Raw genomic sequence first — 17,580 nt, forward strand, 5'->3', positions numbered from 1 at the left:
GATCTTCGTGGCGTGGGCCTCGCCCAGCGCGCCGCCGAAGATCCGGAAGTCGTGGGCGTAGACGAAGACCGTGCGGCCCTCGACGGTGCCCCAGCCGGTGATGACACCGTCCGTGAAAGGCTTCTTCGCCTCCAGCCCGAACCCGCTCGCCCGGTGCCGGCGCAGCTGCTCGACCTCCCTGAACGAACCCTCGTCCAGCAGGAGCGCGATCCGCTCGCGCGCGGTCAGCTTGCCCTTGGCGTGCTGCGCCTCGGTCGCCCGGTCACTCGGCCCGCGCCGCGCCCGCTCGCGCAGATCGTGCAGCTCGGTCACTTTCCCGGTGAGGTTCGTCGTCATGTGCCCTCTCCACCCCGGCCCCGCGAGGCGGGCGGCTCATCGCTTCCCGCGGACCGCAGAAGGCCCGCGCCCCGCCATTAAACGAGCCACCATCACAGAACCTCCACCTCCTCCGACCCCTAATCTGCGTGCGGCCACCCCTAGAGCAGAAGAGGTTGAATAGGCACCGCTTGAGGTTCCCTTGAGGTTTCCGGAAGGTTACCGGACGCGCCCCCGAGAAGAACATGTCGATTCCGTGAACCAACCGGGCGCAGACTGCGTTTCATTCAAAACGGAACCCCGATCGACCGTCGCTCATGAACCGATCGAAAGTTGCTAGAGTTCGATCGGGACCTGCCGAACGGGAAGAACCGGCCTGCCGTTTGACCAACGGTGAGCGCAGAATTCCATGCGCTCCTCGGGAACCGTCCTCCTCGTCCGGCCTCCACGGAATAGCCATGCCATGCGACAGGACCGAGATGTGTCGCTCCGAATCCCAGGGGGAGGCTTCCACAGCCATGTTGGTCGAGCGGGATGAACAGATCGCCAAGCTGACCGCCTGGGTGACCGGCATCGCCCGGGCCCACACCGCCACTCACTCCGCCGGACACGCCGCCGCGCGCCGCAACACTCCCGCGGACCCCGCCAGACCGGGCCGGACGGCCGTGGTCAGCGGACCCGTCGCGGCGGGCAAGACCGCCCTGCTGCACCGGGTCCTGGAACTGACCGCCGAGAGCGGCGTCCGGATCCTGAGCGCCGTGACCTCCGCCTCCGAACAGCACATCCCCTTCGGCGTGGTGGAGGAACTGCTGCGGGACACCGTCGACACCGCCGGGCCCCTCCCGCTCCACGGGTCCGCCGGCAACGGCGAACTCGTCCCCGCCCAGACCCTCATGGCCTTCCACGCCCGGCTCGCGGGCCTCGTGGCGCGCGGGCCGGTACTGATCGCCATCGACGACGTGCAGTACGCCGACCCCCAGTCCCTGCACTGCCTGCTCTACGCCCTCGGCCGGGCCCGCTCGACGGCGGGCGGCCCCGCACTGGTCGTCACGCGCGGCCCCGACGCGGGCGCCCCGGCCCCGCGCGTCCTGGACGAGCTGCTCCGCCAGGCGGAAGGGCCGCACCTGCGGCTGGGCCCGCTGAGCGCGCGGGGAGTGGAGGAACTCCTCGCCCACCGGACCGGGGAGAGCCCGCTGCCGGCGGGCGCTACGCCCGGCCCCTCGCGCACCGCCCGGGCCGCCGCGTCCCTGCACACGGCCACCGGCGGCAACCCGCTGCTGGTCCACAGCCTGCTGGACGACCGCGTACCTCGCCTGCGCGCCGGGGAGGCGGTCGACGGACCGTTCCCCGCGGGCGAACAGTTCGTGCAGAACGCGCTGATCTGCGTGCACCGGACCGGGGCCGAGGGCCTGCGGGTCGCCCAGGGCGTCGCGCTGCTCGGCAGCGCGACGCCGCGCCCGCTGCTGGCCCGCCTCGTGGAGACCGACGAGCGGACGGTGGCGAAGGTGGTGGACGCCCTCGGCGGCACGGGCATCCTCCAGGGCGAGCGCTTCCGGCACGGCGCGGTACGGAGGGCGGTGCTGGAGAGCCTCGCCGACGACGCCGTGGCCGCACTGCGCCGGCGGGCGGCGAGGCTGTCGTACGAGGCCGGAGCGGCGCCGATGGTGGTCGCCGCGCACCTGCTGGACCAGGAGCCGGGCCTGCCCGACGAGGACTGGGTGCCGGGCGTCCTCGCGGCCGCCGCTCACACGGCGCTGGCCTCCCAGCGGGTCGAGTTCGCGGTGCGCTGCCTGCGGCTGGCCGAGGAGTGCTCCCATGACGAAAGAGAGCGCTTTCAGCTCCGGGCCGACATGGCCAAATTCATCTGGCGGACGAAGCCGTCCGCCTGGGCACAGGAACTTCAGCCGCTCAACGCCGCGCTGCGCCAGGGGACGCTGCCGGTCGGCGACTCGCTGCGGCTGGTCGGCGATCTGCTGTGGAACGGCTGGATCGACGATGCGGCGAGCGCGATCCAGCACGCCCTCGACGGCATGCCGCAGCCGCCGGACCCCGCGACGACCGCGCAACTGTCGGACGTACGACTGATGTTGGCCTCGACGTACCCCACGCTGCTTGACCTGCTGGACGGCGCGCTGGGCCCGGACGGTGACGCGGCCGCGCGGCGCCCCGCGGAGGACCGGGCCATGGCCGGCATCCGGGTGCTGCACGGGGTGCTGAGCACCGGCACCGCGGCCCCGGGCCACCGGGAGCGGGCCGCCCTGGACGAGGAGTCCGCCCTCGCCGCCGAGCGGATCCTGGCCGGGATCCGGCTCACGGACGAGACCCACTTCACGATCCGGGGCTGCCTGCTGGCCCTGTTGTATACGGAACGGCTGGGCGAGGCGGCGCTGTGGACGGACCGGCTGCTGGACGAGGCCGCCGGGCACGACGCCCCCGGCTGGACCGCCGTCATGCAGGCGATGCGCGCGCACATGGCGCTGCGCCGCGGCGAGCCGGCCCAGGCGCGGCTGCTGGCCGAGCAGGCGCTGGAACAACTCACGCCGCACGCCTGGGGCGTGGGCATCGGCATGCCGCTGTCCGCCCTCATCGAGGCGCGGACCGCGATGGGCGACCACGAGGCGGCGGCGGCCCTGGTGGACCATCCGGTACCCGAGAAGATGCTGCTGACGCGCTACGGACTCCATTACCTCTACGCGCGTGGAGGGCACCGGCTCGCCACCGGGCGCCACCACGCGGCGCTGACGGACTTCATGGCCTGCGGACGGCTGATGCGCGAGTGGAACATGGACCGCGAGGGGCTGGCGCCCTGGCGCATCGGCGTCGCGGAGGCCTCGCTCGCCCTCGGCGCCCGCGACCAGGCGGAACGCTTCGCCCGGGAGCAGCTCGCCCGCGGGGCCGGACCCCGCGTGCGCGGCCTGGCCCTGCGCGTCCTGGCGGCCGCCCGGCCGCTGGCCGACCGGCCCGCGCTGCTGGACCGGGCCGTGACCCTGCTCCAGGAGGAGGGCGACGCGCACGAGCTGGCCCGTACGCTGACCGACCTCGGCACGGCGTACGAGCGGCTCGGCGACGCGGCGCAGGGCAGGAGCTGCACCCGCCGCGCCTGGCGGATCGCCGAGGTGCGGGGCACCCGGGAGGGCACGCTGCCGTCCCGGACGGAGCCGTCCGGGACCGGCATCACGCTGCCGCGGGCGATGCCCGCGCCGGTGCCGGGCGCCGCCGTCCGGGCGACGCGGCCGAGCGCGGCGCCCCCCCGGCCGCCCCCCCCGCGGCGGGTGGCCTCGCTGGCCGCCCACGGCTACACGAACCGGGAGATCGGGGCGAAGCTGTTCATCACCGTCAGCACCGTGGAACAGCACCTGACCCGCGTCTACCGCAAGATCAACATCACGCGCCGGCAAGACCTGCCCGTCAGTTGGGAATCCGATGTCGCACACACTGCCTGATCCCGCCGCCCGGACCGGCGGCGCGGGCGGATCCACGCCCGCCCCCGGACCCCGGCTGCTCGCGGTCAGCGACCTGCACATCGGGATGGCCGACAACCGGCCCATCACCGAGTCCCTGCACCCCGCCCACCCGGACGACTGGCTGATCGTCGCCGGTGACGTCGGCGAGCTCACCGAGGACATCGAGTGGGCGCTGCGCCTGCTGTCGGGGCGGTTCGCCAAGGTGGTGTGGGCTCCGGGCAACCACGAGCTGTGGACCCCGCGCGAGGACACGGTCCAGGCCCGCGGCGAGAAGCGCTACGCGCACCTGGTGGACCTGTGCCGCGCGCTGGGCGTGGTCACCCCCGAGGACCCCTGGCCGGTGTGGCGGGGCCCGGGCGGCCCGGTGGCGGTCGCCCCGCTGTTCCTGCTGTACGACTACACCTTCCGGGTGGCGGGGACGCGGACCAAGGAGGAGTCGCTGGCGCGGGCGCACGAGGCGGGGGTCGTCTGCACCGACGAGTACCTGCTGCACCCCGACCCGCACCCGAGCCGGGACGCCTGGTGCCGGGAGCGGGTCGCGCTGACCCTGCGCCGGCTGGAGGAGCACGACCCGTCGCTCCCGCTGGTCCTCGTCAACCACTTCCCGCTGGTCCGCGAGCCCACGGACGTGCTGTGGCACCCGGAGTTCGCGCAGTGGTGCGGCACCGTGCTCACCGCCGACTGGCACCGCAGGTTCCGTACGGCCGCCGTGGTCTACGGGCACCTGCACATCCCCCGGACCACCTGGTACGACGGGGTGCGCTTCGAGGAGGTGTCGATCGGCTACCCGCGCGAGTGGCGCCGGCGCGGCCACCCCAAGGGTCTGCTGCGGCAGATCCTCCCCTACACCGGCGGAGAGGACACGGCGTGATAGAGACCCTGCTGCCCGAAGGGGTGGCCGCGGGCGAGGCGTTCGGACCGGACGGCGCGGCCGTGCTCTACCCCGAGGAGGCGGCCCTGGTCGCCACCTCGACGGACCGCCGCCGCGAGGAGTTCGCCACCGTACGGGGCTGCGCCCGCCGCGCGCTGGACGCGCTCGGGCTCCCGGCGGCGCCGGTCCTGCCGGGCAAGCGGAACGTGCCGCAGTGGCCGGCCGGGGTGGTCGGCAGCATGACCCACTGCGCCGGCTACGCGGCCGCCGTCCTCGGCCGGGACACCGACCTGGTGGCGATCGGCATCGACGCCGAGCCGGACCGGCCGCTGCCCCGGGGGGTGCTGGACTCGATCGCCCTGCCCCGGGAACTGGCCTGGGCCCGTACGCCGGTGACGGGGGCGGGCCGACTGTGCCGGGACCGGCTGCTGTTCAGCGCCAAGGAGGCCGTGTACAAGACCTGGTACCCGCTGGTGGGCACCGAGCTGGACTTCGAGGACGCCGACATCTCCTTCCGCACGGACACCGAGGGCCCGCCGGGCGCCGGCGCGGCCGGGCTCGCGGGGGGACCCGCGGGGGGACCCGCCGTCAGCGCGGCCGAGGGCCTGCGCCAGGGTTCCTTCCGGGCCCGTGTGCTGCGCCCGGGCACCGGCCGCGACGGCCGCCCGGTGACGGCGTTCACCGGCCGCTGGCTCGCCCGGCGCGGGCTCGTCGTCACCGTGATCACCGTCCCGGCCCGGCGGACCGCCGCCGGGGACGCGACCCCGTACAGCGGCCCGGGCACCGTCGGACGCCCGGGTCGGTAGGGGTTGTCCGGCTCCGGGGCCGCTGCGTAGCGTGCGAGGACCGGACCGAGTGCGCACGGCGTACGACTCGTGCCCCTCCCGCCGTCCGGGCCCGCTGCGATGCCGCGACCTCCGGCCGCGCCCGGCTCGCTCCGGTTCCCCTGGAAGCGATGTCGCACCGGCCCGAGAGGTACTCCAGATGACATCAGCAAGCCCGGCTCCCACCACCATGCTCGTGCCGGACTTCCCGTTCTCCTACGACGGCTGGCTCCGCCATCCGGCGGGCCTGGGCTCTCTGCCGCCCGACCGGGCCGGCACGCCGGTGGCGGTCGTAGGCGGCGGGATGGCGGGACTGACCGCCGCCTACGAACTGATGCGGCTGGGCCTGCGCCCGGTCGTATACGAGGCCGACCAACTGGGCGGCCGGATGCGCTCGGTGGCCTTCCCGGGACGGCCGGACTGCGTGGCGGAGATGGGCGCCATGCGCTTCCCGCTGTCGGCCCGCTCGCTGTTCCACTACATCGACCTGCTGGGGCTGCGCACCAGCCCCTTCCCCAACCCGCTGGCGCCGCACACCCCCAGCACCCTCATCGACCTGGGCGGCGTACGGCACACGGTGCGCGGGGCCGGCGAACTCCCCGACGTCTACCAGGAGGTGGCCGCCGCCTGGGAGAAGGCCCTCCAGGAGCGGGCGGAGCTGGCCACGATGCGCGACGCCGTCCGGCGGCGCGACGTCGAGACGCTCAAGCACGTCTGGGACCGGCTGGTGCGGGAGTTCGACGACCAGTCCTTCCACGGCTTCCTCGCCACCAGCTCGGCGTTCCGCTCCTTCCGGCACCGGGAGGTCTTCGGGCAGGTGGGCTTCGGTACGGGCGGATGGGACACCGACTTCCCGAACTCGCTGCTGGAGATCCTGCGCGTGGTCTACACGGAGGCCGACGACCACCAGATGGCCATCGCCGGCGGCTCCCAGCAGGTGCCGCGCGGGCTGTGGGAACACCGGCCCCACCAGTGCGCGCACTGGCCGGCGGGCACCTCGCTGGCCTCGCTGCACGGCGGCGAGCCGCGGCCCGGGGCACGCGCGGTCGCCCGCGCGGGGGCGGAGTTCACCGTCACCGACACCGGGGGCCGCGTCGACCGGTTCCCGGCCGTGGTCTACACCCCGCACGTGTGGACGCTGCTGAACCGGGTGGAGGCCGATCCGGCGCTGCTGAGCGCGCCGCTGTGGACGGCGGTGGAGCGCACCCACTACATGGGCTCCTCCAAGCTGTTCGTGCTGACCGACCGCCCGTTCTGGCGTGACGTGGACCCGGACACGGGCCTGCCGGTGATGAGCATGACGCTCACCGACCGGATGCCGCGCGGGGTCTACCTCTTCGACGACGGCCCGGACCGGCCGGGCGTGATGTGCCTGTCGTACACCTGGAACGACGACTCCCTGAAGATGGCCACGCTCGGCCCGCGGGAGCGGCTGGACGTGCTGCTGGGCAAGCTCGCGGCGATCTATCCCGGGGTGGACGTCCGCTCCCACGTGATCGGTGATCCGCTCACCATCACCTGGGAGACCGAACCGCACTTCATGGGCGCCTTCAAGGCGAACCTGCCGGGCCAGTACCGCTACCAGCGGCGGCTGTTCACCCAGTTCATGCAGCGCGGGCTGCCGGCCGGGGAGCGCGGCTTCTTCCTGTGCGGCGACGACGTGTCGTGGACGGGCGGGTTCGCGGAGGGGGCCGTCACCACGGCGCTGAACGCGGTGTGGGGGGTCGTGGACCACCTCGGCGGAGCGAGCCACCCCGACAACCCCGGCCCCGGTGACCTCTTCGACGCGCTGGCGCCCGTCGAGCTCCCCTACGAGGAGTGACCCGGGGCGCCCGTCCGGCGCGCCGGCCGTACGCAGGACGAAGGCGCCCCCGCGATGCCGCGGGGGCGCCTTCACCGCTCCGCCCCTCGGGGCGCGGTCCTCACGCCTCGGCGGCGAGCACCGCCAGCGCCTTCTTGTCGGGCTTGCCGTTGCGGTTCAGCGGGAACTGCTCCAGCACGACGACCTTGTTGGGCTGTTCGTAGACCGGCAGCAGCCCGCACAGGCGCTCGCGCCAGTGGGCCGCGTCCCGCAGCTCCTCGTCCTCGACGAAGAACACCAGCTGGGAGCCGCGCAGTTCGTCGGGCAGGGGTACGATCCGGGTGGGGCAGCCTTCGGCAGCCACCTTCCGTTCGATGAGTTCGGGGTAGAGAGTGTACCCCATCCGGTGGACGGCGAACTTGCGTCCGAGGACGTGCAGGTTGGCGTCCGCGTCGAGGTGACCGAGGTCGCCGGTGGCCTGCCAGCCGGTGGCGTGCGCGGGGGCGATGGTGCCGTCCTCCTCCACCTGGCCCTCCAGGGCGTCCGGGGTGTCGACCTCGATCTCGCCCGTCTCCCCCGCCGGCAGTTCGCGGCCGTCCTCGTCGACGATCCGCAGCCGGATCCCCTCCATGGCCCGGCCGCAGGCGACCGGGTTGTCGAGGGTGGCGAAGGAGATGTTGCCCAGTTCGGTGGAGCCGTAGCTGTCCAGCAGCGGCAGGCCGAACTCGGCGACGTACTGGCCGACCAGCGGTGCGTCGAGCGGGGCCGCGCCGACGCAGAACATGCGGGTGTCGGCGAGGTGGGCGCGCAGCGCGGGCTTGCGGGTGACCAGGCTGAGGATGCTGCGGTAGCTGGAGGGGGTCGCGTCGATGACGGTCACCCCGGCGTCGCGGGCCATGCGAAGGGCGCGGTCCAGCCGGCGGTAGGGGGCGATCACCAGGGAGCAGCGGGTGAGCCAGGCGATGAGCACCATCGACAGGCCGTACTGGTGGGCGAAGGGCAGCAGCGGCATCAGCACGTCGTCGGGGCGGTGCCCTACCTGGTCGGCGTTGCGCTGGAGGTTGCGCAGGAACGAGGCACCGGACTTCACCACGCCCTTGGGGGATCCGGTGGAGCCCGAGGTCCACATGATGAGGCCGTCGGGCAGTTCGCCCCAGGCCCCGAAGTCCAGGCCGGGCTCGGTGGGTTCGTGGTCGGTGACGGCGACCATCAGCTCGTAGAGGTGGACGGGGTCGGCGTCCTGGTAGATGGGGGTGTCGTCGTCGACGAAGGTGACCTTCACGCCGGTGCGTACGGCGATGCGGCGGGTCTCCTCCTGGTGTTCCTGCTGGTCGACGAGGACGATCGAGGCGCCGACGTGCATCAGCGCGTACAGCACGCACACGTAGCTCGCCGAGTTGCCGGCCTTCAGCATGACGCGGTCGCCGAGGCCGACTCCCCGTTCGCGGATGGCCCCGGCCACCCGGAGGGCGTCCTGTTCGAACTCCTCGATGGTCCGTACCGAGTCTGCTGCGCATATCTTCGCGGTCATCGGTCGCACAATGTCCTTCCTCTGGGCTCTGCCACGGCCGGGCGGCGTGCGGTCCGCCGGGCCGGAGCCGGGCCCGTTCATGGGGTGGATCGCCGGATCAGCGAGCGTCACCGGTGATGGGGTGGTCAGTCCGGGTCGGGTTCACCGAGCGAGATCAGCTGGTCGTGCACGATGTTGACCACCTCCCGGCGGTAGGTCTTCAGGTAGCCCTGGGCGCCGGGAAAGACCTCCAGGTCGAAGCGGCCCGAGGTGCTGCGCCGCCAGGACCGCATGCCCGACAGCGTGGCGCGCGGGTCGTGCCGGGCCGCCAGGGCGACGACCCGGCAGTCCAGCGGCGGCGGGCCGAGGTTGCCGCGGTGGCCGGGTGCGGCCTGCCCGGAGACGAAGAGGGTCAGGGGTGCCGTGTACGTCTCGCGTTCGAGCCGGCAGCCCACCGCGTAGGCGAGCTCGGCCCCGTGCCGGTGCCCGAACAGGGCGAACGGGCGGTCGGCCCAGCCCCGTACGGCCTCGAAGACCTTGTCGGTGAGTCCCGTGCCCGCTTCCGGATCGAGGTCCTCGTCGCAGAGCGGGGACGGGTACTGGACGATGAGCAGCTCGACGGTGGGGAGCAGGAGGTCGGCCATCGCCAGGTAGCAGAGCGGTGAGTTCCGCGAGCTCGGGAAGCAGATCATCCGGTAGCTGCTGGGCACCGCGGGCTGCCGGATCTGGATCAGGCTGACCCCGTCGGGGGTGGTCTCCCCGGCGGCGGGCTGGTCGTGCGCATGCGTCATGCTCCCTGAAACTCCGCATCGGGTGGTGCCCTGACGACTCGTGGTCGGGCGTACGAACGGCGCCTCCCGTGCGGAGGGCCTTCATGGACGGATCTGTGGCCCGCCGCGGCCTGCGGCACCGGCGGTGGGGAGGCCTCCGTCGGGGACGACTTCCAGGCCCTGGCCGGCCAGCCACCGCAGGACGTCCGGCAGGCCGCTCTCGCCGGGGAGCGCGCCGGGGGCGGCGGCGTCGGCCCGGTGGACGGCGTCCGTGAAGAAGTACACGCCGGGCCGGTCCGCCGCCGCCTGCGCGGCGGGGCGCCGGGTGCGGAAATCCTCCATCTGCTCGCCGATCCCGCCCGGGACGAAGGTGTCGCCCGAGAGCGTCACGAAGTCGTCCTCGCCCAGCCAGTCCCGCGCGCAGCGCAGGGCGTGGGCCGGGCCCAGCGGCCGGTGCTGGGGCAGGTAGGTGACGCTGACGCCGAAGCGGGCGCCGTCGCCGACGGCCGCCCGGACCTCGTCGGCGCCCTCCCCGAGGACGATGCCGACGTCGAGGATGCCCGCGTCGGCGATCCCCTCCAGGACGTGGAAGAGCCCCGGCTTGCCGGCGTCCGGGCCCGGCCGCCCCTCGGCCGCGGCGGGCAGGGGGCGCGGGCTGGTGCCGGATCTCCCCGACAGAACGAGTGCTTTCACGGGGTCTCCTCGCGGGAAAGGTGAGGCGAACGGAGATGTCCGGCGCGGTCACGCGGTGGCGTCGTGAGCATATTTCCCGGCGGCAATCCGCGATCACCCCTATTCCCCCCTAACCAATTGGGCATCGCCCCTAGCCATGCCCCCGCCTGGGCCGCCGGCCCACCCCGCATGCTAGACAGGAAGCCATCAGTTCCGTGTCCTATTCAGTCGGCGCCCGACGCGCGGCCGGTCACGCGATATTCCCCCCGCGAAGCCCAGGCCGCCGTTGCGCGTCCCGCTTGATTCGCAGGCATAAATGAAACCTGAAAGACCAGTGGAATCCACTGTCGTGGTCGACGGACTCGTCAAGAAGTACCGGGACCGGGACCGGCCGGCGGTGAACGATCTGAGCTTCTCGGTCCGCCGGGGCGAGGTCTTCGGCTTCCTGGGACCCAACGGAGCCGGCAAGACCACCACCATCGGCATCCTGACCACCCGCGTGGCCCCCACCGCGGGGCGCGCGTTCGTCCAGGGCGTGGACGTCGTGGCCCATCCCGCCCAGGCCCGCCGGGCCTTCGCCGTCGTGCCGCAGCGCAACAACCTCGACCAGTCGCTCACCCTGCGGCAGAACCTCACCTTCCACGCCGGCTACCACGGCATGGGCCGCGCCGAACGGCGCCGGCTCGCCGACGAGTGCCTGGAGTGGGTGGGGCTCGGCGACCGCGGCAAGGACCGCGGCGACCAGCTCTCCGGCGGCCAGGCGCAGCGCGTGATGATCGCCCGGGCGCTGATGCACCGGCCCGACGTCCTCTTCCTCGACGAGCCCGCCAACGGACTCGACCCGCAGGCGAGGCTGTTCATCCACGAGCGGGTGGCCGAGCTGAGCGGGCGCGGTGTGACCACCGTCCTCACCACCCACGACATGGACGAGGCCGCCCGGCTGTGCGACCGCGTCGGCATCGTGGACCACGGCCGGCTGCTCGCCCTGGACACCCCGCAGGCGCTCATGGAGAGCCTGAGCGGCACGGCCTGCACCGTCACCGTGCGGCCCGGGGAGTCCGGCGCCGTCGAGGTCGTCCGCCTGCTGGAGAAGATCGAGGCGGTGACGCGGGTCGAGCGGGTCGAGCCGCCCCGCGGCGAGGAGGGGGGGCAGGGCCCGGACGCCGCGGCGGACGGGGCCGACGCGGACGCCCCCGTACGGCTGCGCCTGTACAGCGACGCGCCGACCGGCGCGCTGCTCCCGGCCGCGATCACCACCCTCGCGGCGGCGAACTGCGACATCAAGGACATCAAAGTGGGCACCGCCACGCTGGAGGACGTCTTCATCTCGCTGACCGGCAGGGAGCTGCGATGAGCACCGCCACTGCCACCACCACCGCCGCCACCGGCGCGCCCGATCCGGTCGCCGGCTTCCCCCGCGAGCTGCGGCCCGCGCCCGCGGGCGTCCGCTCGGTGACCCGTACGTTCTTCTTCATCCTGTGGCGGGACGTCTTCGTCACGGGCCGCGAGCTGCCGACGTTCCTCGCCCAGGTGCTCGTGGAACCGTTCTTCATCCTGTTCGTCTTCGGCAAGGTCCTCGGCGAGCTCGGCTTCACCGGCGGCGGCTTCCAGCAGGTGCTGCTGCCCGGTGTGGTGGCGCTCAACGCCTTCCTGGTGAGCCTCCAGAACACGGCGCTCCCGCTGATCATCGACTTCTCCTGGAGCAAGGAGATCGAGGACCGCCTGCTGGCCCCGATCCCCACCTTCCTGGTGGCCGTCGAGAAGCTGGTCTTCGGCATGCTGCGCGGTATCGTCGCCTCGCTTCTGATGATCCCGATGGGCTTCCTGGTCCTCGACCACGCCTCATGGCCCATGGACCGCTTCCCGGCCACGGTGGGCGTGCTCCTGATGGGCGCACTGGCCGGCAGCACGGTGGGGCTGACCATCGGCACGCTGGCCCCGCCGCGGCACATCAGCATCGTCTTCGCGGTGACGCTGACCCCGCTGATGTTCACCGGCTGCACCCAGTTCCCGTGGCACGGACTGGCAGAGGTCCGCTGGTTCCAGGTGCTGTGCACGTTCAACCCGCTGACCTACGTCACCGAGGGCATCCGCTCGCTGCTGCTGCCGCCCGGCGGCCCCGGCTCGATCCCGCTGTGGGTGTGCGTGTCGGCGCTGACCGCGGCGATCCTGATCTTCGGGGCGATCGGCATCAAGGGCTTCCACCGCAGGGCCCAGGACTGACCCCCCGCCCCCTCCTCCCGGCCCCGTGCCCGGACCGGCGCACCGCGCGCCGGCCGGGTGCGGGGCCTTCTCGCTGCCCGTCCCCATTCCCTTCCCGGAAGCAAAGGTATTCACGGATCATGACTCGTTCCGCCGCGATCGCTGCCGACATTCCCGCCGATTCCCCCGCCGATTCCCCTGCCGACATTACCGCCGAGAACACGCTCGGCTCCCCCGCCGCGGAATCTCCGGAACCGCGCTCCGGAACCGCGCTCGTATTCCCCGGAATGGGACCCGCCTCTTTCGCCGAGGTCGGCAAGTTCCTGCTGCTCGACCCGTATGCGCGGGTTCGTCTGGCGGAGGCGGACGAGGCGCTCGGATACTCGGTGTTCGATCGCTTCCGGGACGCGGAGGAGGATTATTCGGTCGATTTCCAGATCGCCTTCCTGGTGAACTCGATGGCGCTGGCGGACCGGGCCGTGGACACCCTCGGCGCCGTCCCCACCGTCTGCGCCGGGCCGAGCTTCGGCCAGAAGGCCACCGCCGCCTTCGTCGGCTCGCTCTCCTTCCCCGAGGTCGTACGGCTGACCGCCGAGCTGGCCCGCTGCGAGGAGGAGTACTTCGCGGACGCCTACGCGGACGTGGTCACGCACTGCTTCGTCCGCACCCCGCAGGACCGGCTGGACGAGATCCTCGCCGGGTTCGACGACCGGGGCGCCTGGTACGACTCCTCCGGCCGGCTCGACGCGGGCTTCCACATGCTCTCCGTGCGCGAGGGGGACCTCGACGCCCTGAACGCCGGCATCAGCGCGGCCGGCGGCTACTCCATGTACTCGATGCGGCCGCCCGTGCACGCGGCGGCCTTCTCGGCGCTGCGCAAGAAGGCGGAGGAAGAGGTCTTCGGTGCGTACGAGTTCGCCGACCCCTCCCTGCCCGTGGTCGTCGACCACGACGGCAGCGTCATCCGGGACGCCGCCGGAATGCGCACCATGATGCTGGACACCTTCGACCGGCCCATCCACTGGCCGCGCATGGTGGAGTCCCTCAAGGGGCTCGGCGTGGGCACCCTGTACATGACCGGCCCCGACAGCCTCTTCCACCGGCTCGACGTCACCAAGGACAACTTCGAGGTGCACGCGGTGGGCCTGCCCAAGAAGCGGGCCCGCGAGCGCGAGCGGCAGCACGCTCTCGAACGCTCCCGGGCGGCGCGGGTCCGGCGCGGCGCCTGAGGCGTCCGCACCGCCGCGGACGGGGCAGGGCCCCACCCCCCGGAGGGGGGTGGGGCCCTGCTCTCGTGTCACCGTCCGGGCCGCGCTCAGGACCGGGCGTCCAGCCACTGCCCGACCGCTCCCGCGGTCTCCTGCGCGTGCTGCTCCATCATCGTGAAGTGGTTGCCGAGGGCGTCCACGGCCGTGTGCTCCAGGTCCCAGTAGGAACGCCAGTCGCCGGTCGCCGCGCGCTTCCAGTCGAAGAACCGCTCCTCGGCCCGGACCAGCAGCGTGGGCGACTTCACCGCCTGCGGCTTCCAGCCGCCGAAGAGCCGGAAGTAGGCGCCCATCGCCAGCAGCCGGCTGTCGTCCACCGGGACGTAGCTGCCCTGACGCTCGTCGACGCCTTCCGACAGCCCCGGCTGGATGCCGAGGATGGCGTCGTCGTCGTGCGAGTAGATGTCGATCAGGACGACCGCCTCGGGGAAGACCCCGGCGTCCTCCAGCCGCCCGGCCACCGCGTGGGCGAGCATGCCGCCCGAGGAGTGTCCGAGGAGCACGAACGGCGCCCCGTCCGTGTGCCGCAGGACGGCCTCGGCCTGGGCCTCGATCACCGCTCCGGCCGTCGAGGGCAGCTGCTCGCCCCGCAGGAAGCCGGGGGCCGCCATGGCGTGGACGTCGCGCCGGCCGCGGAAGGCGGAGGCGAACCGGGCGTACTGGTGCGGCCCGGAGATCGACAGGATCGAGGAGAAGCAGACCAGTCCCGGACCCTCCTCGCCGCGCGCCAGCCGCACCAGGGCGGGCGCCCGGCGCAGCTCGGCCGCCGAGGAGAACGAGGGCCTGAACCGCGAGGCCTGCATCAGCAGTTCCATGAACTGGCCGGACGCGCCCTGCGTCCCCGCCTCCTGGAGCATCGCGCCGAAGACCCCGGCGTCCTCCTCCGCGTCCCGCTCCGCCGTCCCGGCGGCCCCGGCGGGCACGCCCGGGCCCTCGGCGAGCTCGGCGCGCAGCCGCTGCGCGACCAGCAGCGGGGTGGGGTGGTCGAACAGCAGGGTGGCGGGCAGCCGCAGGCCGGTGGCCGCGTTCAGCTGGTTGCGCAGCTCGACGGCGGTCAGCGAGTCCAGGCCGAGCTCCAGGAACTCCTGGGACTCCCCCACCGCCTCGGGCGAGGGGTAGGCCAGCACCGCGGCGGCCTGCGCCCGCACCACGTCGAGCAGGACGCGCTCCTGCTCCTCCTCCGGCAGAGCCGGCAGGCCCGCGAGGAGCTGCGCGGCGGCGGAGGCCGCCGCCGTCCCGGCGCCGTGCGCGGCGACCTTGCGCAGACCGCCCCGGACGAGCCCCCGGAAGACCGCCGGCAGGGCTCCGGACTCGGCCTGGGCCCGCAGCGGGGCGGTGTCCAGGCGGATGGCGAGGAAGACGCTGCCCGTGGCCGGACCGCACGCCGTGTCGAAGAGGGCCAGGCCCTGCTCGGAGGTGAGCGGGGCCAGACCGGCGCGCGCCATCCGCTGCACGTCGGCGTCGGTGAGCTCGCCGGTCATCTCGCTGCGCTGCTCCCACAGCCCCCAGGCCAGGGACACGGCGGGCAGCCCCTCGGCGCGCCGGCTGTGCGCCAGGGCGTCGAGGAAGGCGTTGGCCGCCGCGTAGTTGGCCTGGCCGGGGCTGCCGAGGGTGCCCGCGGCCGAGGAGAACAGGACGAACGCGGCCAGGTCCAGGTCCCGGGTCAGCTCGTGCAGGTGCAGCGCCGCGTCCACCTTGGGCCGCAGCACCGAGTCGATCCGCTCGGGCGTCAGGGACGGGACGAGCCCGTCGTCGAGGTGCCCTGCGGTGTGGACGACTGCGGTGAGCGGGTGCTCCGCCGGGATCCCGGCCAGCAGGGCCGCCAGCGCCTCCCGGTCGGACGCGTCGCAGGCGACGACGGCCGCCTCCGCGCCCAGCGCGGCGAGTTCCGCGACGAGTTCCGCCGCGCCGGCCGCACGCGGTCCGCGCCGACTGGTGAGCAGCAGGCGCCGGGCCCCGTGCTCGGTCACCAGGTGACGGGCCAGGAGGCTGCCGAGCACGCCGGTGCCGCCGGTGATCAGGACGGTGCCGTCCGGGTCCGGCACGGGGACCGGTACCGGCCGTGCGGCCTCGGCGGCGGCGTCTTCCGCGGCGGCCTCCTGCGGCTCGGGGCGCTCCGCCGGGACCCGGGCCAGCCGGGCGGCGTGCAGCGCTCCCCCGCGCAGGGCGAGCTGCGGTTCGCCACTGGCCACGGCGGCCGCCAGCAGCGCGGGGTGTTCCGCCCGCGCTGCGTCGGCTCCGGCGTCCAGGTCGATCAGCAGGAACCGGCCGGGGTTCTCCGACTGCGCCGAGCGCAGCAGGCCCCAGACCGAGGCGTGCACCAGGTCGGCCACGCCCTCGCCCGGCCGCGCCTCGACCGCGCCCCGGGTGAGCACCGCGAGGCGGGAGCCGGCGAACGCCTCCTCGGCCAGCCAGGCCTGTACGAGCGCGAGGGCGTCACGGGTCGCCTGCCGGGCGGCCCCAGCCGTGTCCTGCGGACGGTCGGCGGGGCCGGCTCCGGGCGTGGCGTACGTGACGAGCACGGTGTCCGGCGCCGGCTGCCCGGCGGTCACCACGGCGCCGAGGGCGTCGAGGTCTCCGTAGACGTCGGCGGTGGCGTCCGCGCCGCGCAGCGCGGCCTCCAGGCCGAGGGTGTCGGGCCCGACCAGGGCCCAGCGGCCGGCCGTGGCGGCGGGGTCGACGGCCGCGGCGGGAACGGCGGGCCACTCCAGGCGGAACAGCGACTCGTGGAACGCGGACCGGGCCGACGTCAGCGCGGCCGGGTCGAGCGTGCGCAGCAGCAGCGACTCCACCGACACGACGGGCTCGCCCTGCTCGTCGAAGGCCGTGAGGGACACGGCCCCCGATCCGGCCGGGGCCAGCCGCACCCGCAGCGCGTCCGCCCCGACGGCGTGCAGGCCGACGCCGGTGAAGGCGAAGGGCAGCCGCATCCGGGCCTCCGCACCGGGCTCCTCGTCGCCGGCGGTGAGGAAGGAGCCGAGGGCGAGGCCGTGCAGGCCCGCGTCCAGCAGCGCCGGGTGCACGCCGAAGTGCGCGGCATCGGCCTGCGGGCCCTCGGCGAGGGAGAGTTCGGCGAAGAGCTCGTCGCCGAGCCGCCAGGCCGCCCGCAGGTTGCGGAAGGCCGGTCCGTACGCGTATCCGCCGGCGGCGAACAGCTCGTACAGGTCGTCCACTTCGAGCTCGTCGGCGCCCGCCGGGGGCCAGGTCCGCGGAGCCGGGACCGGCGCCGCGGCCGGGGTGTCCGCCGCACCGAGCACACCGGCGGCGTGCCGCGTCCACGGCTCGCTCTCGGAGCCGCGGCCGTCCTCGCCGTCCCGGGCCTCGGGGCGCGAGTACACGTGCAGTGCCCGCCGCCCGTCCGCGTCCGGGGCCGCCACCGACAGCCGGAGCTGGAGTGCGCCGCGCTCGGGGAGCACCAGCGGGGCTTCCAGGGTCAGTTCCTCCAGGACGGTGCTGCCGGCCCGCTGGGCGGCGTGCAGCGCGAGTTCCACGAAGGCCGTGCCGGGCAGCAGCACGGCACCGGCGGCGCGGTGGTCGGCCAGCCAGGGGTGGGTCGTGAGGGACAGGCGGCCCGTGAAGAGGAACCCGTCCGAATCCGGCAGTTCGACGGCCGCGCCCAGCAGCGGGTGCTCGGCCTTGCCGAGTCCGGCGGAGGCCACGTCGCCGACGGCGGAGACCGGTACGTCGATCCAGAAGCGGTCGCGCTGGAAGGCGTAGGTGGGCAGGTCGACGTGTTGTGCGCCGGTTCCGGCGAACACGGCATCCCAGTCCACGGCCACACCGCGTACGTAGGCCTCGCCCAGGGAGAGCCAGAACCTCTCCAGACCGCCCTCATTACGGCGCAGGGAGCCCAGGACAGCGGCCTCGCGGCCCGCGTCCTCGACCG

General features: G+C 73.8%; 12 protein-coding genes. 7 read left to right on the plus strand and 5 right to left on the minus strand.

The genetic code is table 11. The features are described from left to right. On the minus strand, nt 1-336 hold a 336-nt coding region (locus ACEPPI_RS35255; RefSeq protein ID WP_373919337.1), incomplete at its 3' end, for a carboxyl transferase domain-containing protein. 497 nt (nt 337-833) lie between these two features. On the opposite strand from ACEPPI_RS35255, the gene ACEPPI_RS35260 reads away from it, so the two are divergent. The 4 genes from ACEPPI_RS35260 to ACEPPI_RS35275 all read left to right on the plus strand — a co-directional run bounded on the left by ACEPPI_RS35260 (nt 834) and on the right by ACEPPI_RS35275 (nt 7,296). After that, entirely contained in the window at nt 834-3,758 is a 2,925-nt protein-coding gene (locus tag ACEPPI_RS35260) for an AAA family ATPase (RefSeq protein WP_373919338.1), read from the plus strand. Beyond that, the gene (locus ACEPPI_RS35265; RefSeq protein WP_373919339.1) at nt 3,739-4,650 is read left to right on the plus strand and encodes a metallophosphoesterase; all 912 of its coding nucleotides are present in this window, start codon (nt 3,739-3,741) and stop codon (nt 4,648-4,650) included. The genes ACEPPI_RS35260 and ACEPPI_RS35265 overlap by 20 nt, the downstream gene beginning before the upstream one ends. After that, on the plus strand, nt 4,647-5,456 hold the full coding sequence (locus ACEPPI_RS35270) for a 4'-phosphopantetheinyl transferase (protein WP_373919340.1): 810 nt from the start codon (nt 4,647-4,649) through the stop codon (nt 5,454-5,456). The genes ACEPPI_RS35265 and ACEPPI_RS35270 overlap by 4 nt, the downstream gene beginning before the upstream one ends. A gap of 178 nt (nt 5,457-5,634) precedes the next feature. Continuing rightward, the gene (locus ACEPPI_RS35275; protein ID WP_373919341.1) at nt 5,635-7,296 is read left to right on the plus strand and encodes a flavin monoamine oxidase family protein; all 1,662 of its coding nucleotides are present in this window, start codon (nt 5,635-5,637) and stop codon (nt 7,294-7,296) included. Between the two features lie 100 nt (nt 7,297-7,396). On the opposite strand, the gene ACEPPI_RS35280 is transcribed toward ACEPPI_RS35275, so the two are convergent. From ACEPPI_RS35280 to ACEPPI_RS35290, 3 genes are all read right to left on the minus strand, one after another. Then, complete coding sequence (locus ACEPPI_RS35280; RefSeq protein ID WP_373919342.1) at nt 7,397-8,806, minus strand: class I adenylate-forming enzyme family protein; 1,410 nt, start codon at nt 8,804-8,806, stop codon at nt 7,397-7,399. Nucleotides 8,807-8,931: 125 nt separating this feature from the next. Beyond that, on the minus strand, nt 8,932-9,576 hold the full coding sequence (locus tag ACEPPI_RS35285; protein WP_373919343.1) for a thioesterase II family protein: 645 nt from the start codon (nt 9,574-9,576) through the stop codon (nt 8,932-8,934). Between the two features lie 81 nt (nt 9,577-9,657). Continuing rightward, on the minus strand, nt 9,658-10,248 hold the full coding sequence (locus tag ACEPPI_RS35290) for a sugar phosphate nucleotidyltransferase (RefSeq protein WP_373919344.1): 591 nt from the start codon (nt 10,246-10,248) through the stop codon (nt 9,658-9,660). A 313-nt stretch (nt 10,249-10,561) separates the two neighbouring features. On the opposite strand from ACEPPI_RS35290, the gene ACEPPI_RS35295 reads away from it, so the two are divergent. The 3 genes from ACEPPI_RS35295 (at nt 10,562) to ACEPPI_RS35305 (ending at nt 13,658) form a co-directional block, all read left to right on the plus strand. Then, on the plus strand, nt 10,562-11,581 hold the full coding sequence (locus ACEPPI_RS35295; RefSeq protein ID WP_373919345.1) for an ABC transporter ATP-binding protein: 1,020 nt from the start codon (nt 10,562-10,564) through the stop codon (nt 11,579-11,581). Further along, nucleotides 11,578-12,450: an ABC transporter permease gene (locus ACEPPI_RS35300; protein WP_373919346.1), complete on the plus strand. Its 873-nt coding sequence runs from the start codon at nt 11,578-11,580 to the stop codon at nt 12,448-12,450. Before ACEPPI_RS35295 ends, ACEPPI_RS35300 begins: the two co-directional genes overlap by 4 nt. Before the next feature lie 266 nt (nt 12,451-12,716). After that, nucleotides 12,717-13,658 (plus strand): ACP S-malonyltransferase, encoded by a 942-nt coding sequence (locus ACEPPI_RS35305; RefSeq protein WP_373919347.1) that lies wholly within the window; start codon nt 12,717-12,719, stop codon nt 13,656-13,658. A gap of 86 nt (nt 13,659-13,744) precedes the next feature. Here ACEPPI_RS35305 and ACEPPI_RS35310 read toward each other — a convergent pair. Then, a partial coding sequence (locus ACEPPI_RS35310) for a type I polyketide synthase (protein WP_373919348.1) occupies nt 13,745-17,580 on the minus strand: 3,836 nt, incomplete at its 5' end.

The organism is Streptomyces sp. AB3(2024), assembly GCF_041862025.1.
In the GTDB taxonomy this organism is placed as follows: Bacteria; Actinomycetota; Actinomycetes; order Streptomycetales; family Streptomycetaceae; genus Streptomyces.

Coding starts and splice junctions, on each gene's coding strand:
- ACEPPI_RS35280 (WP_373919342.1), bottom strand. CDS start 8,806: ATGACCGCGAAGATATGCGCAGCAGACTCGGTACGGACCATCGAGGAG.
- ACEPPI_RS35285 (WP_373919343.1), bottom strand. CDS start 9,576: ATGACGCATGCGCACGACCAGCCCGCCGCCGGGGAGACCACCCCCGAC.
- ACEPPI_RS35265 (WP_373919339.1), top strand. CDS start 3,739: ATGTCGCACACACTGCCTGATCCCGCCGCCCGGACCGGCGGCGCGGGC.
- ACEPPI_RS35305 (WP_373919347.1), top strand. CDS start 12,717: ATGGGACCCGCCTCTTTCGCCGAGGTCGGCAAGTTCCTGCTGCTCGAC.
- ACEPPI_RS35300 (WP_373919346.1), top strand. CDS start 11,578: ATGAGCACCGCCACTGCCACCACCACCGCCGCCACCGGCGCGCCCGAT.
- ACEPPI_RS35260 (WP_373919338.1), top strand. CDS start 834: ATGTTGGTCGAGCGGGATGAACAGATCGCCAAGCTGACCGCCTGGGTG.
- ACEPPI_RS35275 (WP_373919341.1), top strand. CDS start 5,635: ATGACATCAGCAAGCCCGGCTCCCACCACCATGCTCGTGCCGGACTTC.